This is a genomic window from Agrobacterium sp. RC10-4-1 (genome assembly GCF_014138475.1).
GTDB lineage: Bacteria > Pseudomonadota > Alphaproteobacteria > Rhizobiales > Rhizobiaceae > Agrobacterium > Agrobacterium pusense.
This window is the reverse complement of sequence record NZ_JACJIT010000010.1, coordinates 53253-69846: the sequence shown is the minus strand read 5'-3', so window position 1 is coordinate 69846 and position 16594 is coordinate 53253. Positions and strand designations below refer to the sequence as shown.

General features: G+C 57.0%; 15 protein-coding genes and 2 pseudogenes. 12 read left to right on the top strand and 5 right to left on the bottom strand.

What is annotated here, in order from left to right; genetic code table 11:
• Window positions 1–201: 201 nt before the first annotated feature.
• Window positions 202–812: pseudogene (locus tag FHW77_RS23675) on the bottom strand (glutathione S-transferase family protein).
• Between the two features lie 94 nt (window positions 813–906).
• Between FHW77_RS23675 and FHW77_RS23670 the strand changes: the two are divergent.
• Window positions 907–1626: a helix-turn-helix transcriptional regulator gene (locus FHW77_RS23670; RefSeq protein ID WP_182590793.1), complete on the top strand. Its 720-nt coding sequence runs from the start codon at window positions 907–909 to the stop codon at window positions 1624–1626.
• A gap of 481 nt (window positions 1627–2107) precedes the next feature.
• Here the strand turns inward: FHW77_RS23670 and FHW77_RS23665 are convergent, their stop codons facing one another.
• The gene (locus FHW77_RS23665) at window positions 2108–3289 is read right to left on the bottom strand and encodes a citrate synthase family protein (protein WP_286086131.1); all 1182 of its coding nucleotides are present in this window, start codon (window positions 3287–3289) and stop codon (window positions 2108–2110) included.
• 94 nt (window positions 3290–3383) lie between these two features.
• Between FHW77_RS23665 and FHW77_RS23660 the strand changes: the two genes are divergently transcribed.
• A complete protein-coding gene (locus tag FHW77_RS23660) occupies window positions 3384–4484 on the top strand; it encodes a citrate synthase/methylcitrate synthase (RefSeq protein ID WP_182590791.1) in 1101 nt (366 codons plus the stop codon).
• 288 nt (window positions 4485–4772) lie between these two features.
• On the opposite strand, the pseudogene FHW77_RS27070 reads toward FHW77_RS23660, so the two are convergent.
• Window positions 4773–5979 (bottom strand): annotated as a pseudogene (locus tag FHW77_RS27070) (ATP-binding protein).
• A 343-nt stretch (window positions 5980–6322) separates the two neighbouring features.
• Between FHW77_RS27070 and FHW77_RS23650 the strand changes: the two are divergent.
• The 7 genes from FHW77_RS23650 to FHW77_RS26800 all read left to right on the top strand — a co-directional run bounded on the left by FHW77_RS23650 (window position 6323) and on the right by FHW77_RS26800 (window position 11063).
• A complete protein-coding gene (locus FHW77_RS23650) occupies window positions 6323–6583 on the top strand; it encodes a hypothetical protein (protein ID WP_142188064.1) in 261 nt (86 codons plus the stop codon).
• Entirely contained in the window at window positions 6583–6849 is a 267-nt protein-coding gene (locus FHW77_RS23645; RefSeq protein ID WP_142188065.1) for a DUF1488 family protein, read from the top strand. Before FHW77_RS23650 ends, FHW77_RS23645 begins: the two co-directional genes overlap by 1 nt.
• Window positions 6850–7348: 499 nt before the next feature.
• On the top strand, window positions 7349–7576 hold the full coding sequence (locus FHW77_RS23640; protein ID WP_182590790.1) for a hypothetical protein: 228 nt from the start codon (window positions 7349–7351) through the stop codon (window positions 7574–7576).
• A 485-nt stretch (window positions 7577–8061) separates the two neighbouring features.
• Window positions 8062–8352 (top strand): co-chaperone GroES, encoded by a 291-nt coding sequence (locus FHW77_RS23635; RefSeq protein WP_100911704.1) that lies wholly within the window; start codon window positions 8062–8064, stop codon window positions 8350–8352.
• A 66-nt stretch (window positions 8353–8418) separates the two neighbouring features.
• Window positions 8419–10044, top strand: coding sequence for a chaperonin GroEL (gene groL, locus FHW77_RS23630; RefSeq protein ID WP_182590789.1), 1626 nt, complete (start codon window positions 8419–8421; stop codon window positions 10042–10044).
• A 49-nt stretch (window positions 10045–10093) separates the two neighbouring features.
• Entirely contained in the window at window positions 10094–10483 is a 390-nt protein-coding gene (locus FHW77_RS23625) for a hypothetical protein (protein WP_182590788.1), read from the top strand.
• A 445-nt stretch (window positions 10484–10928) separates the two neighbouring features.
• Complete coding sequence (locus FHW77_RS26800) at window positions 10929–11063, top strand: hypothetical protein (protein WP_286086128.1); 135 nt, start codon at window positions 10929–10931, stop codon at window positions 11061–11063.
• Window positions 11064–11272: 209 nt separating this feature from the next.
• Here FHW77_RS26800 and FHW77_RS23620 read toward each other — a convergent pair whose 3' ends face one another.
• On the bottom strand, window positions 11273–11854 hold the full coding sequence (locus tag FHW77_RS23620; protein WP_142187246.1) for a DUF1003 domain-containing protein: 582 nt from the start codon (window positions 11852–11854) through the stop codon (window positions 11273–11275).
• A 462-nt stretch (window positions 11855–12316) separates the two neighbouring features.
• Here FHW77_RS23620 and FHW77_RS23615 point away from each other — a divergent pair, with 462 nt between their 5' ends.
• Genes FHW77_RS23615 through FHW77_RS23605 form a run of 3 tightly spaced genes read left to right on the top strand, consistent with a single transcriptional unit; the run spans window position 12317 to window position 16022 of the window.
• Window positions 12317–13570, top strand: a complete 1254-nt coding sequence (locus tag FHW77_RS23615) for a glycosyltransferase family 4 protein (protein ID WP_100911700.1) — start codon at window positions 12317–12319, stop codon at window positions 13568–13570.
• Window positions 13567–14850 (top strand): glycosyltransferase family 4 protein, encoded by a 1284-nt coding sequence (locus FHW77_RS23610; protein ID WP_142187248.1) that lies wholly within the window; start codon window positions 13567–13569, stop codon window positions 14848–14850. Before FHW77_RS23615 ends, FHW77_RS23610 begins: the two co-directional genes overlap by 4 nt.
• A complete protein-coding gene (locus tag FHW77_RS23605; RefSeq protein ID WP_142187250.1) occupies window positions 14847–16022 on the top strand; it encodes a glycosyltransferase in 1176 nt (391 codons plus the stop codon). The genes FHW77_RS23610 and FHW77_RS23605 overlap by 4 nt, the downstream gene beginning before the upstream one ends.
• Here FHW77_RS23605 and FHW77_RS23600 read toward each other — a convergent pair.
• Window positions 15986–16594, bottom strand: a complete 609-nt coding sequence (locus FHW77_RS23600) for an LbetaH domain-containing protein (protein ID WP_100911697.1) — start codon at window positions 16592–16594, stop codon at window positions 15986–15988. The two genes, FHW77_RS23605 and FHW77_RS23600, sit on opposite strands and share 37 nt — an antisense overlap.

Sequence of the window (16594 nt, the reverse complement as noted above, 5' to 3'; positions counted from 1 at the left end):
GTCCCTATGTCCACCCCAATTGGTGTCATTTGTTTTGGCCGCGTTAGCTCATCTGAAAAGTCATCGCTGCATAGCGGTCGAACCCGACAGCAGCAGCCGTGGTGCTCGCGATGTTTCAGGAGCCGCTGAGCCTACGGGAGTAACGAGCGCGAGCAATCTCCCACGGAAGTGGCCGCACGGTCGAGGGACCAGTGCCAATAATCAGGCCGCAACCACGGCGCGGGCATCATAGTCGGCGGCCCATTGCAGCGATGGTCGCTCGCCGCAGCGCTCAATCCAGGCCTTGACCACGTCGCTCTCCGGCGTCGCTGCAGGGTACCAGGCAAAGGGTGAATGCAGCAACAGATCGACAGCTGTGTATCCTCTCCCATCAGGTAAGGGTTATCCTTGAGCGCGGTTTCGAGGCGTGCCGCAAGCTCCGCCGGGCTGCGGAAGGTGAAATCCACAAAAGGATGCGAAATCCCGGCTGCCTGCATGATCAGCACAGGTTCGACCACGCCGGCGTACCAGGCAAGCCAGCTGAGATACCTACCGCGCTGGGGATCGCCGGCAACGGGCGCCATCTTCTTTTCCGGAAAAAGATCCGTCAGGTACTGAATGATCGCTATGCTCTCCCAAGTGACGACGCCATTGTGGTCGAGCAGCGGCACCTTGCCTTCCGGATGCGGGTTCTTTGGATCTTTGCGACCGCTGCCGTCGCCGCGGGTGATATCGACGATCTTGATCGCGACCTTGTCGATGGCATCTAGTTCACGAAGCAGGGTGACGATACGTGTCGAGCGCGAGCGGGGGGCGTGAAAGAGCGTTAGCATGGTCTGGATCCTCGGTTGCGTTTTGCGATGCGGATCTTGTACAGTCCGCCAACTGCCAGTTTCCGTCAGTAGGCTTCATCTATCCTCTAAAGTCATGGCTCGTAGTGATCGTCTGTTCCGCCTGCTCCAGGCGCTTCGCACTCTCCCCTCCCCGGTGACGGCGGCGCGCCTCGCCGAGGAGACTGACGTGTCGTTGCGTTCGCTCTATAGGGACATCGAGAGCCTGCGCGCCGCAGGTGCCGTCATCGATGGCGAGCGCGGTTTCGGCTACAGGCTGACGGAAGACATCGCCTTGCCGCCGCAGACGTTCACACGGCTCGAAATCGAAGCCCTGGTGCTGGGCCTTGCCGAGGTGCGGCATATGGGTGAACCGGCTCTCGCGGCGGCCGCCGGCGCCGTGCTTTCGAAGGTCACAGCAACGCTGCCCGATCGACTACAACGCCAGACACTGCATGCCGCCTCCCAAGTTTATCGGTTCGAGCGCCGCGACCCGCCGCTCGCCAACGTCGGCCTTCTGCGCGAGGCTTGCTGGCAAGAACGCGCCGTGGTGATAAGCTATGTGGACGCGGAACTGCAACGGACCGACCGGCAAGTGCTGCCGCTGGCGATCGTCTATCTGGAGAGAACGCTGGTGTTGCTTGCCCGGTGCTGCCTGCGCCAGGATTTCCGTAAGTTCCGCGTCGACCGCATCGCCGACATCGAGATGACGGAGGAGAGCTTCCGACCGCGCCGGGTTCAGTTGCTCAGGGACTTTGTTGCCATTCTGAACGCCGGTGCGCCCGAAACATCAAAGATGATCTTGTCCGGCCAGTAACCAAACGACGATACAGCTTCTCACCTCCGGGAAAACCATCGACTTGATATTTTGTCCCCCATGGGTTTCCTAACTTCATTTTCACGATTAGGCGCACCCGTGATTGTGTGGATTGGATCAAAACGCTGAAGGACTTTCGTGCCCGGGCTCGAATTGCCGACCGCATTGACCGTCTCGCCGCAGGAAATCCTGGAGATGTAAAGCCGGTCGGCGAAGGCGTGAGCGAACTCCGCAGTAATTATGGACCTTGGTTATCGGGTCTACTTTGTCCGTGACGGGTCGATCATCGCCCTCTGCAGCTACTTCATCAGCTTTGCGAATTTCATTAGGTTTGGCGCGGTTCGACGAGCCGGTCGCCGGCATGAACTGCCGTGGTGGGTGTGCATGTCAACCATCACGGTCACGACCTCACGGTTCATACGGCCGCCGATGCTGGCCTTTCCAAGTTTTGAACTCGCTCGAGCGGTGTTGTAGTGAGCGCCTATCGTCTGACATAACGGGCCCGGGGTCGGATCAGCTTGTCATCCAGCTTCTGCTCCAGCGCATGGGCGACCCAGCCGACAGTTCGTGCGACGGCAAAAAGTGCGAGTGCCGCACCGCGCGGCAGCTTCAGGCTTCGCCGAAGGCTGACGAGCGCCACATCGCAGGTCGGCAGTTGCCCGGCAGTGTCGTTCATCATCTGCAGTAGCTCGTCGCGTTGCGCATCCGGCGGGAGATAGGGCAGCAGGCCAGTCGCTCGTGGGTCACCGTCCGGATAGAGGGGATGATGAAAGCCGGGAATGGCTTCACCCCGGCGCAGGCGCTCGTCGATGACCCGCTCGACATCCCCATATCGCTCCAGCTCGTCGAATAAAAGTTCGACAAGGCTTGTCATGCCGCCATGCAGGGGGCCGCTCAGCGCAGAAAGCCCCGCATTCAGGCAGGCGCCCAGCGATGCCCCCGTCGAAGCGACGACGCGAACCGCAAATGCCGAGGCATTGAGTTCGTGATCGGCCTGCAGCACCAGGGCCCGACGAATGAGATCAGCACCTGCCGCGTCCGTCTGCCATGCGTCCGCTAAGAACAGGTGAACCGGCTGCGTCTTCGGCTGGCTTGAGATGCAGGCACCGGCGATACCCCGCAACATGGCTGCGGCCCCAGGCCAAAGTCGCCGGTTGTCACGCCGCCAGGCGGTCACGCGGCCGGCTTCCACAAGCGGAAGAAGCGCCTGGCATCGCTCTGTCAGTGGCAGAAATCTGGCAAAGCCTAGTATCGGTTGTGGCCACGGTGTTGGGACAGCCTTTATATCATCGAATGGATCAGCTTCGCCGCAGTCCCATAGCAGCCGGGCAACATCCTCAAGGCTCGCCGTCTGCGAAAGAGCAAGAGCGTCCCGACCGCGATAACGTAACTGGCCCTCCGCAATTTCGGTAATGCCGGACTCGAGCACGGGCAACCCCCAGTCAAGCGCAGCCGCAGCCACCTGCCGGGGACGCCTCCCAACGTTTTTTCTCTTCTTCAGCGCTTCGATGTCGTGTGCGCTGTAGAGCCTACGGCGCGGATCGTCGGCTGCGTCGCTCGTGTGGATCAGTCCACGGCTTACATAGGCGTAGAGCGTTGCGCGGCTGATGCCCAATTCGGCCGCAGCGCGATCGGCGGTCATGAACTTGTCGGAATGCCCCATGATGATCTCGTATTGATTATATGAATCAAGATTGACCATATATGTGCATCGCAGCATCCTCAAACGTGTTTTACGTTAAATGAGGAGATCGACCATGTCTGCCACCCCCACTGTTGCCGCCAAAAACCCCGCTCCCGGCCTAGATGATGTCGTTGCCGCCGAAACTATCCTCAGTCATGTAGACGGCCAAGCGGGCGAGCTTGTCGTTCGCGGCCATCATCTGGCGGAGCTGGCCGATTGGACTTTCGAACAGGTGCTGGAACTTCTTTGGTCCGGGCAGACGGCGATGAAAATCACAGCCGAAGACATTCGTTCGCAACTGGGTAAGGCGCGACTGCGCACATTCGAACACATGCAGCTTCTACTTCCGGGCCTGTCCGCCCTCACCTCCGTCGAGGCCTTGCGCCTTCTGCTGTCATCGTTGCCGGATGATGAAACCACCCCGCATCATTTAGTGGCTGTCGCAGCCGTGCCGGTCTTTGCCACGGCCATCATCCGCAACAGGCAGGGGCTTGCACCGATAGCACCCGATGCGTCACTTACCCATTCTGCGGATTTCCTGAGAATGATGTCCGGCACATTGCCTTCTACGGAGAAAGTGCGCGCCCTTGATACATATCTGACCACCGTTGCCGATCACGGGCTGAATGCTTCCACCTTCACTGCCCGGGTAATCGCCTCGACCGGGGCCGGGCTGTTTTCATCGGTCGTCGGTGCGCTTTGCGCCTTGAAGGGACCACTTCACGGTGGCGCACCGGGCCCGGTACTGGATATGCTGGACGCCATTGGCACCGAGACGGAAGTCGAACCCTGGCTGCTGGATGCGCTGGGGCGTGGAGAACGTCTTATGGGATTCGGCCACCGGATCTACCGCGTGCGTGACCCACGCGCCGACGTGCTGAAACACGCCGTTTCCACCCTGAAGGAGGGCTCCGACCGCATTGCCTTTGCGGGTAAAGTGGAGCGAGCGGCACTAGCACTTCTCAAGGAAAAGAAGCCTCTGCGCCCTCTGCAGACCAATGTCGAATTCTATACCGCACTCGTGCTGGAAGCGGTGGGTTTTCCGCGCGATAGCTTCACCAACGTCTTTGCGGCCGGGCGTATGGCGGGCTGGACCGCCCATGTATTGGAACAGGACCGCACAGGACGCCTCATTCGCCCACAATCCCGCTATATCGGTCCGCATCCAAGGTGAGATTTTGCGCAGCAGTGGAGTGCACGAAATCCCACCTGCCTCCTCTCGAACTGGAAAGACAGTACATCTCTCAAGCGCCAAATAACAAGCAATCCAAATTGTTGGGGTGGTCGGCGGCTACTTGGCCCAACTGCCGGGCTAAAGACCACCTTTGCAGTTAAAAAGATTCGCACCATTATCCCCGAACTCAAAGACCTGGCATCAACGGTTTATGAAAATTGGCTCCATCAGGAGACCCATCGCAGTTAGCGGTTCGAATAATGACTTAACGGTGATTCTGTAGTGCAGCTACATTGTCCAAAGGACAGAAAGCGGCGCAGCGCGCAGCGTCTCCCCAAACGGCGTTACACGATCATGGTCATGTAAAACCAGTCCCCGCACAAAAGATCACCCACCGCCTGCTCGAGTTGGCGAAGACCTCTAAAATCATCTGATTTGACCGTAGCGGATGCTTTGACTTCAATCCCAAGCACGCGACCACGGTGGTCTTCGATCACGATATCGACCTCATCCTGATCTTTTGTTCGATAATGTGAAAACGTTAGACGGCGCTCTGACCAGGAGGCAAGCTTCAACAGTTCAGATACAACGAAACTCTCCAGTAGCGCGCCGAACCGGGTCTTGTTGCGTCGAAGACTATCCAGGCCGTCCTCTCGCAAGCTCGCGAGAAGACCGGTGTCGACAAAATGCAGCTTTGGGGTTTTTACGAGCCGGCTTAGTCAATTGTTCGACCAAGGCGGAAGTGTGCGCACCAAGAAAAGGCGCTCCAGTGTAGCTACGTATTTGCGTGCGGTGACGCGCGACAATTCCAATGCTGATCCATAGCTGCTATGGTTCACGAGTCGGCCTGCATACTCACCAAGCACATTCGGCAACTTTGGCAACCGATCGAGTTGGTCGATATTTGCGATATCGCGGACGTCTCGATCAAGAATGAGAGCGACATAGTCTTCAAGCCATGCTGCCCGGCGGACAGCCGTCGGACGACGCAATGCCTCGCGATTCCTCCCTTCAGAACAATCTCCATAAGATCGTCGCCGAACACGGCTCTCTCTCCGATCGCGGGTCCGTCGCCATTGAAGATTTTACCGAGTAACTGCCCGGAGGTTGATTGGATTTCGGCTTGAGCAAATGGCAATAGTGGTACGACCGCCATCCGGCCGGCAAGTGAGTCAGCTACAGCTGGAACCGTCGCTAGATTCGCGGACCCAATCAAAGGGAATCGGCCAGGCCGTTCATCCCGATCCACACTTTCCTTGATGGCGAGCATCAGCTCAGGTGCGCGCTGTATCTCGTCGATGACAGCCTTGTCGATGCCTCGAATGAACCCTGTTGGATCGGCTAGCGCAGCGCTTAATGTGCATGCATCATCTAACGTCAGGCAGGGGCGATCTACGTCTGAGAATTGCCGCGCAAGCGTTGTTTTACCTGCTTGTCGCGAACCGTCCAATTTAAAGAGAGTTTCCGTCTGATTTAAATGATCCGTTCGTCTAATTCAAACTCAAGACTGAGGTTTCCTATTCATTTTCCGAAATCGGTGACCGAGAGACTTCCCGGCAAGCTACGTCCGCAACTTGAAAATGGAAACAATTTGCGGCGGTATTCGCCTTGAAACGATTCGAACCTTTGACCGCACAATTGAGGGTGAAGCGTAAGATGTCGTGTCGGAGAGTCGTGGTCGTGTATTTGGGCTATGGTTCTCCCTTTCCCAAAGCGGGGGCAAATGCGGCCACACCTTGTAATCCGACTTTTTAACACGACATAAGTCTGTAGCGACGGCTTGTCTTCAGGGCGCTGTCACCGAGGGTACGAACCCTCCCCCAACAAAGGAGGACGACATGTCTTCCACTTCATCAACGGCAGGCCAATTCGATGAGACCGGTTTCAAGCTAGTCAGGGACGTCCTGAGGACTGCAGGCCTACGCGGCGTCGACTCCGCGGCCAGTTCCGACGTGAAACGTGACGCCTCGATTTTCCTCACTGCCGAATTCCGTGGCGGCGTCAGGACGCTCAAAGGGCTGACAGAATCGCTCAATCGCCGCGACCTTAATTCCAAGGAAGATGCCATCGATCGCTGGCGGGATGACGGCGGCCACTGATGGGAATTTCGTTTCCAAACGAGGCGCGCAGTTTCGACAGCAAGACTAACTGTGTTCGATTCAGCGGATACGACGGGATGTTCGAGGTAAAATTCTACCTAGCAACCGAGGTCCTTGCCTGCGAAGAATCTCGCCGAAACGCCAGCAAGAGCGACTATCTATCATCGTTTGATGCGTTGCGGCTCAGGATCCTCAAGGCGGCTGCTTCTGCCTATTTGAAAGAGAAGGGCAGTGCCATCTCCCTGGATCTCGGAAATTTTCGTTGAGCAGACCGCCCTTTGAAAGGATACGACCGTGCATGATCCCCGCAATCAACCCAGATTATCTGCCACTCCGAAAACCGTTTTGGTTAGCGAGTTTGCAAAAAGATTTCGGCTCGATCGGGTCGAGGAGAACAGATTGCGAAAGCTTCGCGGTCCCGTCGCCAAGGAAATAGACCTTCTCAGAAACGCAGGCAGATAACCCAAAGGAGTAAATCGAACCCCGCCGACTTCAAGTATCCCTCTTCAGGATAACCCGCGCCATGGCCTGCCGAGACTTTGTGACGATCATCCTATTGCCATGCCAATGGACTGTTCGCGTCGTCGAAAGCGGCGTGATGACAGAACGCGAATTTCCGATCGAAAGCTACGCCATCGCCTGGGCACACGGTCAGCGCATCAGACTGAACCTGCCACGAGCAACAGGTGGCTATTTCTACTCTATGTCCACCTCGGGATTGAACTTCGATGAGACGGCTCCACCCCAAACGAAGGGATCACAGGCATGAAAACCACCAAGAAAAGTGTCACCATTGTTCGGCCTTTCCAGCTTGCCGGAATGACTAGACCTCATCCGCCGGGCACATTTGAACTTTGGATCGATGAAGAGCCGCTTGATGTCATGTGGGAGGCCTACCATAAGACGATGACGCTGATCTTGACATCAAATGGCCTGATCGAGGCTTGGCCTATAACTGAAGAAGAACTTGAAAGAACGCTGATGCCCGCTTGATCGCAGCTCGGGGTTTTTGAACGGCGTCAAGATTTTTATGGTCTTGTGAGAAAACCGGATTAACGACATTTCCAGATTTGGTCACTGACCCTGGCACACCATCTACCATCGGCATCATAGACATCCGCCGGGTCGCACGCCGATAAAGACGGATTCAAGCCAGCCGCAGGCATCTTAACGCCTAAGCGAATTCGAAAAGTTTAAGTTCGGCAATACTTCGGTCACGATGTGCAAATTTTATCGCGGCAATTCAAAAATTAGCTGCAGGCCAGTAGCGCTCTATGCCGCACCAGAGTGACAGCATCTCTTTCCAAAATATTATGCGCAATATTGGCGCACTATACGTGTTGAATTTGCGCGCACCGGTCGACTAATTCATTTCGGTTGGCAGCCATTACGAATTCTCTAGCACTCTTACCGTTGGACTGCTAACATGCATTATCGGGAGCGGCCATTGGGTTTCGTTGCCGTCGAGGAACCCCAAAATGCTGACTACTGTTTTCCGGCCGTTGCACGACCGTGTTGTCGTGCGTCGTATTGAGGCCGAAACCAAGAGTGGGATCATCATTCCGGACACCGCCAAGGAAAAGCCAGCTGAAGGCGAAATCGTTGCCGTTGGCCCTGGTGATCGCGACGAAAGCGGCAAGCTCAACCCGCCCGACGTGAAAGTCGGCGACCGCATCTTGTTCGGCAAATGGTCCGGCACTGAGATCAAATTCAATGGCGAGGACCTGTTGATCGTGAAGGAAGCCGATGTCATGGGCGTGATCGCCTGATTTTCGGCCTGGTCGTTATTTCCATTTCCATGAAGACCTAGGGGCCAATGGGCCGGGAGTTTTTCCATGTCTGCCAAACAAATCATATTCGGCCGTGATGCGCGCGAAAAGCTGCTGCGCGGGGTCGACATTCTCGCCGACGCTGTGAAAGTCACACTGGGACCCAAGGGCCGTAACGTGGTGATCGATAAGTCCTACGGTGCGCCGCGCATTACAAAAGACGGCGTTACCGTCGCCAAGGAAATCGAACTCGACGACAAGCTCGAGAATATGGGCGCCCAGATGGTGCGCGAAGTTGCATCAAAGACCAACGATGTCGCAGGCGACGGTACGACCACTGCAACCGTTCTTGCCCAAGCCATCGTTCGCGAAGGTGGCAAGGCAGTTGCGGCCGGCATGAACCCGATGGACCTAAAGCGTGGTATCGACCTTGCCGTCGCAGCCGTCGTCAAGGACCTGCTGGCCAAGGCCAAGAAGATCAATACGTCGGAGGAGGTCGCTCAGGTTGGCACTATCTCGGCGAATGGAGAAAAGGAAATCGGTCAATATATCGCCGATGCCATGCAAAAGGTCGGCAATGAAGGTGTGATCACCGTCGAAGAAGCCAAAACCGCTGAAACCGAACTCGAGGTCGTCGAAGGCATGCAGTTCGACCGCGGCTATCTGTCACCCTATTTCGTCACCAATGCCGAAAAGATGGTCGCTGAACTGGAAGATGCCTATGTGCTGCTGCACGAGAAGAAGCTTTCCAATCTCCAGGCGATGCTGCCGATCCTCGAAGCCGTCGTGCAGAGCGGCAAACCGCTCCTGATTATCTCCGAGGATGTCGAGGGCGAGGCTCTCGCAACGCTTGTTGTCAACAAACTGCGTGGCGGCCTGAAGATCGCTGCCGTTAAGGCTCCGGGTTTCGGTGATCGTCGCAAAGCGATGCTCGAAGATCTCGCCATCCTGACCGGCGGCACGGTCATCTCCGAAGACCTCGGCATCAAGTTGGAAACCGTCACTCTTGAAATGCTCGGCCGCGCCAAGAAGATCTCGATCACCAAGGAAGCGACCACCGTCGTCGATGGCGCTGGCACGAAGGCGGATATCGACGGTCGCGTTGCCCAGATCAAGGCCCAAATCGACGAAACTTCGTCGGACTACGATAAGGAAAAGCTGCAGGAGCGACTCGCCAAGCTTTCCGGCGGTGTCGCCGTAATTCGCGTCGGCGGCTCGACGGAAATCGAGGTTAAGGAGAAGAAGGATCGCATCGACGACGCGCTCAACGCAACCCGCGCTGCTGTCGAAGAAGGTATCGTTCCCGGCGGTGGCACGGCTCTGCTCCGCGCCTCGATCGTCCTCGATATCAAGGGCGAGAACGACGATCAGAATGCCGGCATCGCCATCATCCGCAAGGCCCTGCAGTCTCTGGTTCGCCAGATTGCCGAAAATGCCGGTGACGAAGGCTCGATCGTGGTCGGCCGGATTCTGGAAAGTGACACCGACAATTTCGGTTACAATGCTCAGACATCCGAGTACGGCGACATGATCGCCATGGGTATCGTTGATCCGGTCAAAGTGGTTCGCACCGCCCTACAGAATGCTGCTTCGGTGGCAGGTCTTTTGGTGACAACAGAAGCCATGATTGCCGACCTTCCCAGGAAGGTTGCTGCCGGCGGCGGCATGCCTGACATGGGCGGAATGATGTAGCGCTTACTCTGGAACTTGGATCAGTGAACCGATCAACGAGGAGAATGTCATGGCCGTGCAGAACAGCAAAACATCAATATTCCAGCGATTTGATACCTATCAGCCCTCCAAGACCATTCTTGGGTGGGCATGTGTGGCGACGGCGGTCGCGACCATCATTGTCGGATTTAACTGGGGTGGCTGGGTGACCGGCGGATCTTCAGTGCAGGCAGCGACAGCTGCGGGCAAGATAGCCCGTGGAGAGCTCGCATCAGCCATATGCGTCGAACGCTTCAAGGCTGCACCTGACGCGACCGGAAAAATGATCGAGTTTAAGGCTCTCTCAGATAGGTTTGCAAAGCGTCAGTTCATCGAAGCTGGCGGATGGGCATCCATGCCGGGGCAGACATCGGTCGACAGCAATATCGCCGAAAGTTGCAGCGCGGCGCTCTCCGTTTAGGGTCGTGTTTGATGCTATGCAAGCTCAGGCGCTTCTGCGGGAGCGCCTCATTTGGCTGCCTCGCTTGTCGATTCCAGAACGATGAAAACTGATCATTACGGGATGGCACCCAAAATCTCACGCCATAGACGATAGGCAGAGTAAAGACGCAACATCTTCTGGCATCATCACCGGCATATTTATCTGGCGTTTCCAAAATGCGGGTCGAAGGAAGGGCGGATTTTACGCCTTACAGTTCGGCTGTCTAAGTTGGACCTGCGCTCAGCTCTTGAAGGGATCAGAACTGGCGCCCCGCTTTTTGGCCACGCGATAACAACGATTGTCGATTTCTATAGCGCGCCAATCAGGATGAGACGCCGCATTGCCTCACAAGAAATGTTCCCTGATTGTTGGCCGTTGCCTCATCTGCTTTGCTCCCATCATTTGTGGGTGCGGAGCAAATCAGATGAGGCTGATCAACGTGACGACGAAGAAGGGATTGGTTGCGGCTCTGGCAAAGCGCTATGCAAGGGGAAAGCGGGAGGAAAAATCGCGTATCCTCGATCAGTTCGTTTCGATCAGGCAGTCGTCCTTTGGTTGAGGAAAGGCAGATGCACCCAGCGCCCGATTCAAAAAAGCCCTCATCGATCCACTGTGCGCTCAATAAGAGGGATGCACAAGCGCCTGGGTTTTCTGGAAAATCATCATGATATGCCCCAGCCGCCAATGCACAGCTGGCACGCACAGCGCGTCGTTCTCACATACCGCCATCGTGCATTCCCAGGTTTTCCTAATTTTACCAGGAATGTTCTAGCCCGCTTGTCTCAGCACGAGTTTTGTCAAAAGATCGATCTGTTGTTGCTGTTTATCGACGAGCGCCTTCAGCTCGATCGAGCGTATCTGATCGAATTTGTCATGCAGCGCCATGATTTCGATCTCCGCTTTCAGGTTAACCTCGTAGTCATGTGCGGCATCTATCCGATCCTTGGCCGCATGTCGGTTCTGGCTCATCATGATCACCGGCGCCTGAACAGCTGCAAGCATGGATAAGATGAGATTGAGGAAAATGAACGGGTAAGGATCGAAAGCGTTCGAGGATGCTACGATGTTTGCGCCCAACCATGCTGCAAGTAAAGCAGCGAAGATTAGGATGAAGGTCCAGGAGCCGCCAAATTTAGCGACCGCATCAGCAAGGCGCTGGCCAGGCGTCAGTCTCTCATCGAAAACCGCGTTAGCGTCTTTCGAGATGGTGCGCCTCGCTGCAAGGCGACGGAATATTGCCCTTTCCCTCTCAGACAGCATTTCAAGAGGCTTTCCCAAATAGCGGCCCGCTACCTCCGCAAGATCCTGCGAGATAAGACTGTCGCTGTCGTCTTCAACATAGATCGCCATTGTTATTTCCTCCTCGGCTGACGCAAAATCGCGACCACATCAATACCCGAAGCATACGCATAGTCGGATGTTCGGGTGTGTCACGCTATCATGCTTTGCGTTCAATGACCTTCGGGCGCTTTACGAGCCAAGGAGCAGCCTGTCGGGAACGGCGACAATTTAGAGACCGTTTCATGAGGATATCTGCTGGACGGCGTCAGCAGAACGCAATGCTTTCTCAAACTAAGTTTGCGCAGGGTAGCATGAAGCAGAGTGGAGAAAGAGTCTCGCAATTTTCCCGCGCTTCATTAGTGCCTCATTTTCATTTCAGCCACCAAAAGGATGACACGTCACCTGCTTCAAAGTATTCGCCGCTCCCTACTGTGAACCTATTAATCCTTACGACCAGCTTGCCGCCTGTTTTCACCTCGCCAAGAATGTTCATTCAGACGGGACATTGGGCGGGTGAAAAAAAGCGTGAGGATGATCTTCCTGAACAGATACGGTTTGCCCGACCAGTCGGCAACAAGCCGGATGATATCATCGCTCGCCGTTTCAATGGCGCAGCGCGGAATGAATGTGACCGTCGTTGCGAGTCGCGAAATACACAATCATCCCGGAAGCGTGTTGCCCGCAACCGAAATGGTTCGGGGTGTACATATCCGACGGCTCGCAAGCAGCCGCTTCGGCCGGCACAGCCTCATGCGCCGGAGCATTGATTATCTTCTTTTTCAGGTGCTGGCATTCGCCTGGCTTCTGCGCAACGTTCGGGCGACAGATACGGTCGTTGTCTGCACCGATCCTCCGCTCCTCTCCGTCATGAGCAGCATCGCGATCCGCCTAAAGGGCGCACTCATGGTGAACTGGATTATGGATCTTTTTCCGGAGACCGCAATCGAGCTTGGATTTTTTAGGAAACGTGCACGGTGGCTTGCGCCATGGCTGACGCAGGCGCGCAACTGGTCTCTGCGATCCCCCGGCATGGTTGTCTGCCCTACCAACAAGATGGCGGAATTCCTCTTCACGCAAGGCCTTGCAAAGGATCGCGTCAGCATCCTGCATCACTGGTCGGATGGGGAGGAAATCTATCCTGTCTTGCCCCAAGATAACAGCCTGCGGAAGGCGTGGGGACTGCAGGATGTGTTTGTCGTCGGCTATTCAGGAAACTTCGGGCGGGCGCATGAGTTCGGCACTATGCTGGCGGCGGCGAAACATCTCGAGCACCGGCAGGATATCCGGTTCCTTCTCATTGGCGGCGGACACCAGCACGCCGCTGTGAAGACTATCGTTCAGGATCTCGGTCTTCAGAACGTCATCTTCAAGCCGCTGCAGCCCGTTGAAAAACTTGCTGAAAGCCTAAGCGTTGCGGATGTGCATCTGGTCTCGCTGCTGCCGGAACTGGAACACTGCATCATTCCAAGCAAATTCTATGGCATCCTGGCGGCTGGACGGCCGACGATCTTCGTTGGCGACCCTGATGGAGAGGTGCCGCGTGTTCTCAGAGCCAAAGAATGCGGCAGCAACGTCGAAATCGGAGAGATCGATAAGCTCTCCGGCATGATCGAAAAGCTCTGCGACGACCCGGATACCACGACAGCAATGGGGGATGCGGCACGGCGGCTGCTGTGTGCCGACTATTCCCGAGAAAAGGCGGCAGATGCCTGGGCAGTGCTGATCGCCGAGCTGCAGACTGTCGAGCCTTCCAGGCCCCCTATCGCTCAAGGTATCTCGTCATGAAAGATAAAATCGTCGTCAGCCAGCTCGGCGCCCGCATGCATTATGCCGTACCGAGAATATTCGCATCCGCTGGCCGCCTTGCGCATTTTTACACCGATATATGCGCCACGAAAGGCTGGCCCCGGATTGTCAATTCGTTTCCGGCAAACCTTTATCCCGCACCTGTCAAACGGCTGGCCGGTCGGCTGCCAAAAGGCGTGCCGACAGCGCTGACGACGGTGTTTCCCAGCTTTGGCCTCCGTTCCGTACTGCGCCACATGCGTACGAAAGACGTTGTGGAGGAAACCTCTCACGCGATTTGGGCCGGGTCGACTTTCTCCGAAATGGTGGCAAGGCGCGGCTTCCACGGCGCAGCTGGGCTCTACGCCTTCAGCGGCGACGCACTCGAGCAGATGCGGGCGGCAAAACAGCAGGGCCTTTGGACCGCTGTCGAGCAGATGATCGCGCCACGCGATGTCGTCGAAACGCTTTTGGACCAGGAAATGATTCGGTTTCCCGCATGGGCCGGCCCGGTGCGGGATAATCCGCATGCGCGTCTGTTCGCCGATCGGGAGAAAGCGGAGTGGCGCCTCGCTGATGTCATCGTCTGCCCGTCGGAATTTGTCCGCAAGCACGTAGTCGCATGCGGTGGGCCGGAAGACCGGTGTGTCGTCGTTCCCTATGGGGTCAATTCCGCGGCTTCCGTCGACAGACCGGCACGTATGCCGGGGCCAATCAGGGTCCTGACCGTGGGCGAAGTCGGGCTGCGCAAGGGATCGCCCTATGTCGTGGAAGCTGCTAGATTGATGGACGGCGCCGGCCGTTTCCGGATGGCGGGCCGCGTTCGCGTACCCGATGACGTCAAGCAGCAGATTTCGCAATGGGTCGAGCTGAGAGGGATCGTTCCGCGCTCGCAGATCGTCGAGGAGTTTCGGTGGGCGGATGTCTTCCTGCTGCCGTCGCTCTGCGAAGGCTCCGCGACCGCCGTCTATGAAGCGCTGGCAGCGGGCCTGCCGGTTATAACGACCGAAAACACCGGCAGCGTCATTCGCGATGGCATCGAAGGTTTTATCGTTCCCGTCTGCGATCCGGAAGCTATCGCGACTGCGGTGCGTGCGCTGGCCGACAATCCCGAGTTCAGGCGGATCATGTCTGCCAACGCACTCCTGCGCGCAGCCGAACATACCGTGGAGTCTTACGGCAAGCGGCTTCTTGCCGCCCTGTCCGGGCCGCATCTGTCCGGGTCCGCGGGTCTTTGCCTCGCCGACGACGCGCGATACCTGGGGAACAAAGAGATATGAAGATCATCCACGTCATCGCTTCGATTGATCCCAAGCATGGCGGCTTGCAGGCCGTCGCCATGCGCCTTGCCGCTGCACAAGCCGGCCTCGGTCTCGATGTGAATATCGTCAGCTATGGCGACGCCGCGATCGAGGCACAGGTCAAGGAAATCGGTCGCAGTATACCGCATTTCGAGAGTATTCACTGGCATCTCCTACCGCCGGCCGGAAGCCTGGAAACATTGTTTTGCTTCAGCGGCCGGCGCTTGCTGAAAGCCTTGCTGAAAGATGCCTCCTTCATGCATATTCACGGCGTATGGGAGCCATTTCTGCTTTATGCGTCCAAGCTCGCCCGCGCTGCTGGCGTACCCTACTGCATCTGCCCGGCCGGCATGCTGGACCGTTGGAGTCTCGGCCAGCGATCGTGGAAAAAGAAGATCGCCCTGATGCTGTGCTACCGCAAGATGCTGAACAGGGCTGCGTTCCTGCACCTATTGAACGTCGATGAAATGGCAGCTGTCGAGCCGCTGAATTTCCAGGCACGAAATCTGATCATACCGAACGGTGTTTTTGCCGAGGAATTCGATCCCCTGCCGGCCCGAGGACATTTCAAGCAGAAAATCGCGCTGGCGCACGGCAGGCGTTACATTCTGTTCCTGTCACGCCTGCACATCAAAAAAGGTGTCGACATTCTCGCCTCGGCCTTTGCGGCTATCTCTGACACCTATGTCGACGTTGATCTCGTCGTCGCAGGTCCACGCGGTGGAGCAGAGGGCCACTTTATGCACCTGGTAAAAAAACTGAACATCCAGCACCGCGTCTTTATGGTCGGGGCCATTTATGGCGAAGCAAAGCTCGAAGCCATGGTCGATGCCGACTGTTTCTGCCTGCCAAGCCGACAGGAGGGTTTCAGCATGGCGATAACAGAAGCGCTCGCCTGCGGCACGCCTGTTGTGATCACCGATCAGTGTCACTTTCCCGAAGTCGGATCTGCCGATGCCGGGGTTATCGTCGCGGTTGACGCGGCGGAGGTTGCCAAGGGCCTGGCAAGCGTGCTCAGCAACCCCGCTAAAGCGAGAACGATGGGTGAAAACGGTCGCCGACTTGTGCTGGAGAAATTCACCTGGCCGGCCATCGCCCAAGCCACACTGGAGGGTTATCGGCTGAGCGCATTGGAGGCCGCCGCTTCCTGACGACGCGAGCCGACTGGCCTTGCCGGATTGCCGACATAGATCGTCCAGGGCTTCAATGACTTCGCGGTGACGGCTCGCGCGCCGAGAACAGCCCCCTTGCCGACGACGACACCGGGACCAACGAAGGCTTCCGCCGCCACCCAGGCATCCTCGTCGATCACCATCGGCCCCGTCACGAGGGGAAATGTGCTATCTTGTATATCGTGCGACCCGGTGCACAGATGCGCACGTTGCGAGACCGAGGCATATCGGCCGATGGTGATCATGTCGACGTTGTAGCAGATCACTCCAGGCCCGAGAGATGAATGACGCTCCATGACGAGGTGCCCCGGCCACCATACGATCGCGCTAGAATACACCATTGCCGTGGCGTGCAGGCGCGCGCCAAAACTGCGCAGGAGAAAGTTGCGCCAGCGCCGCATCGGCGGCGGCGTCCAGGAGGCAAGAAGCCGCCATACGATCATCCAGACCAGCCGTTTCAACCGCAAATTCAGTGCAAAGGTTGGACCTCCGAAACGCGGCAGGGGCGTCGTTGCATGCTGGAAGGCGGGATCGTGGTATCGCGAGCGCAT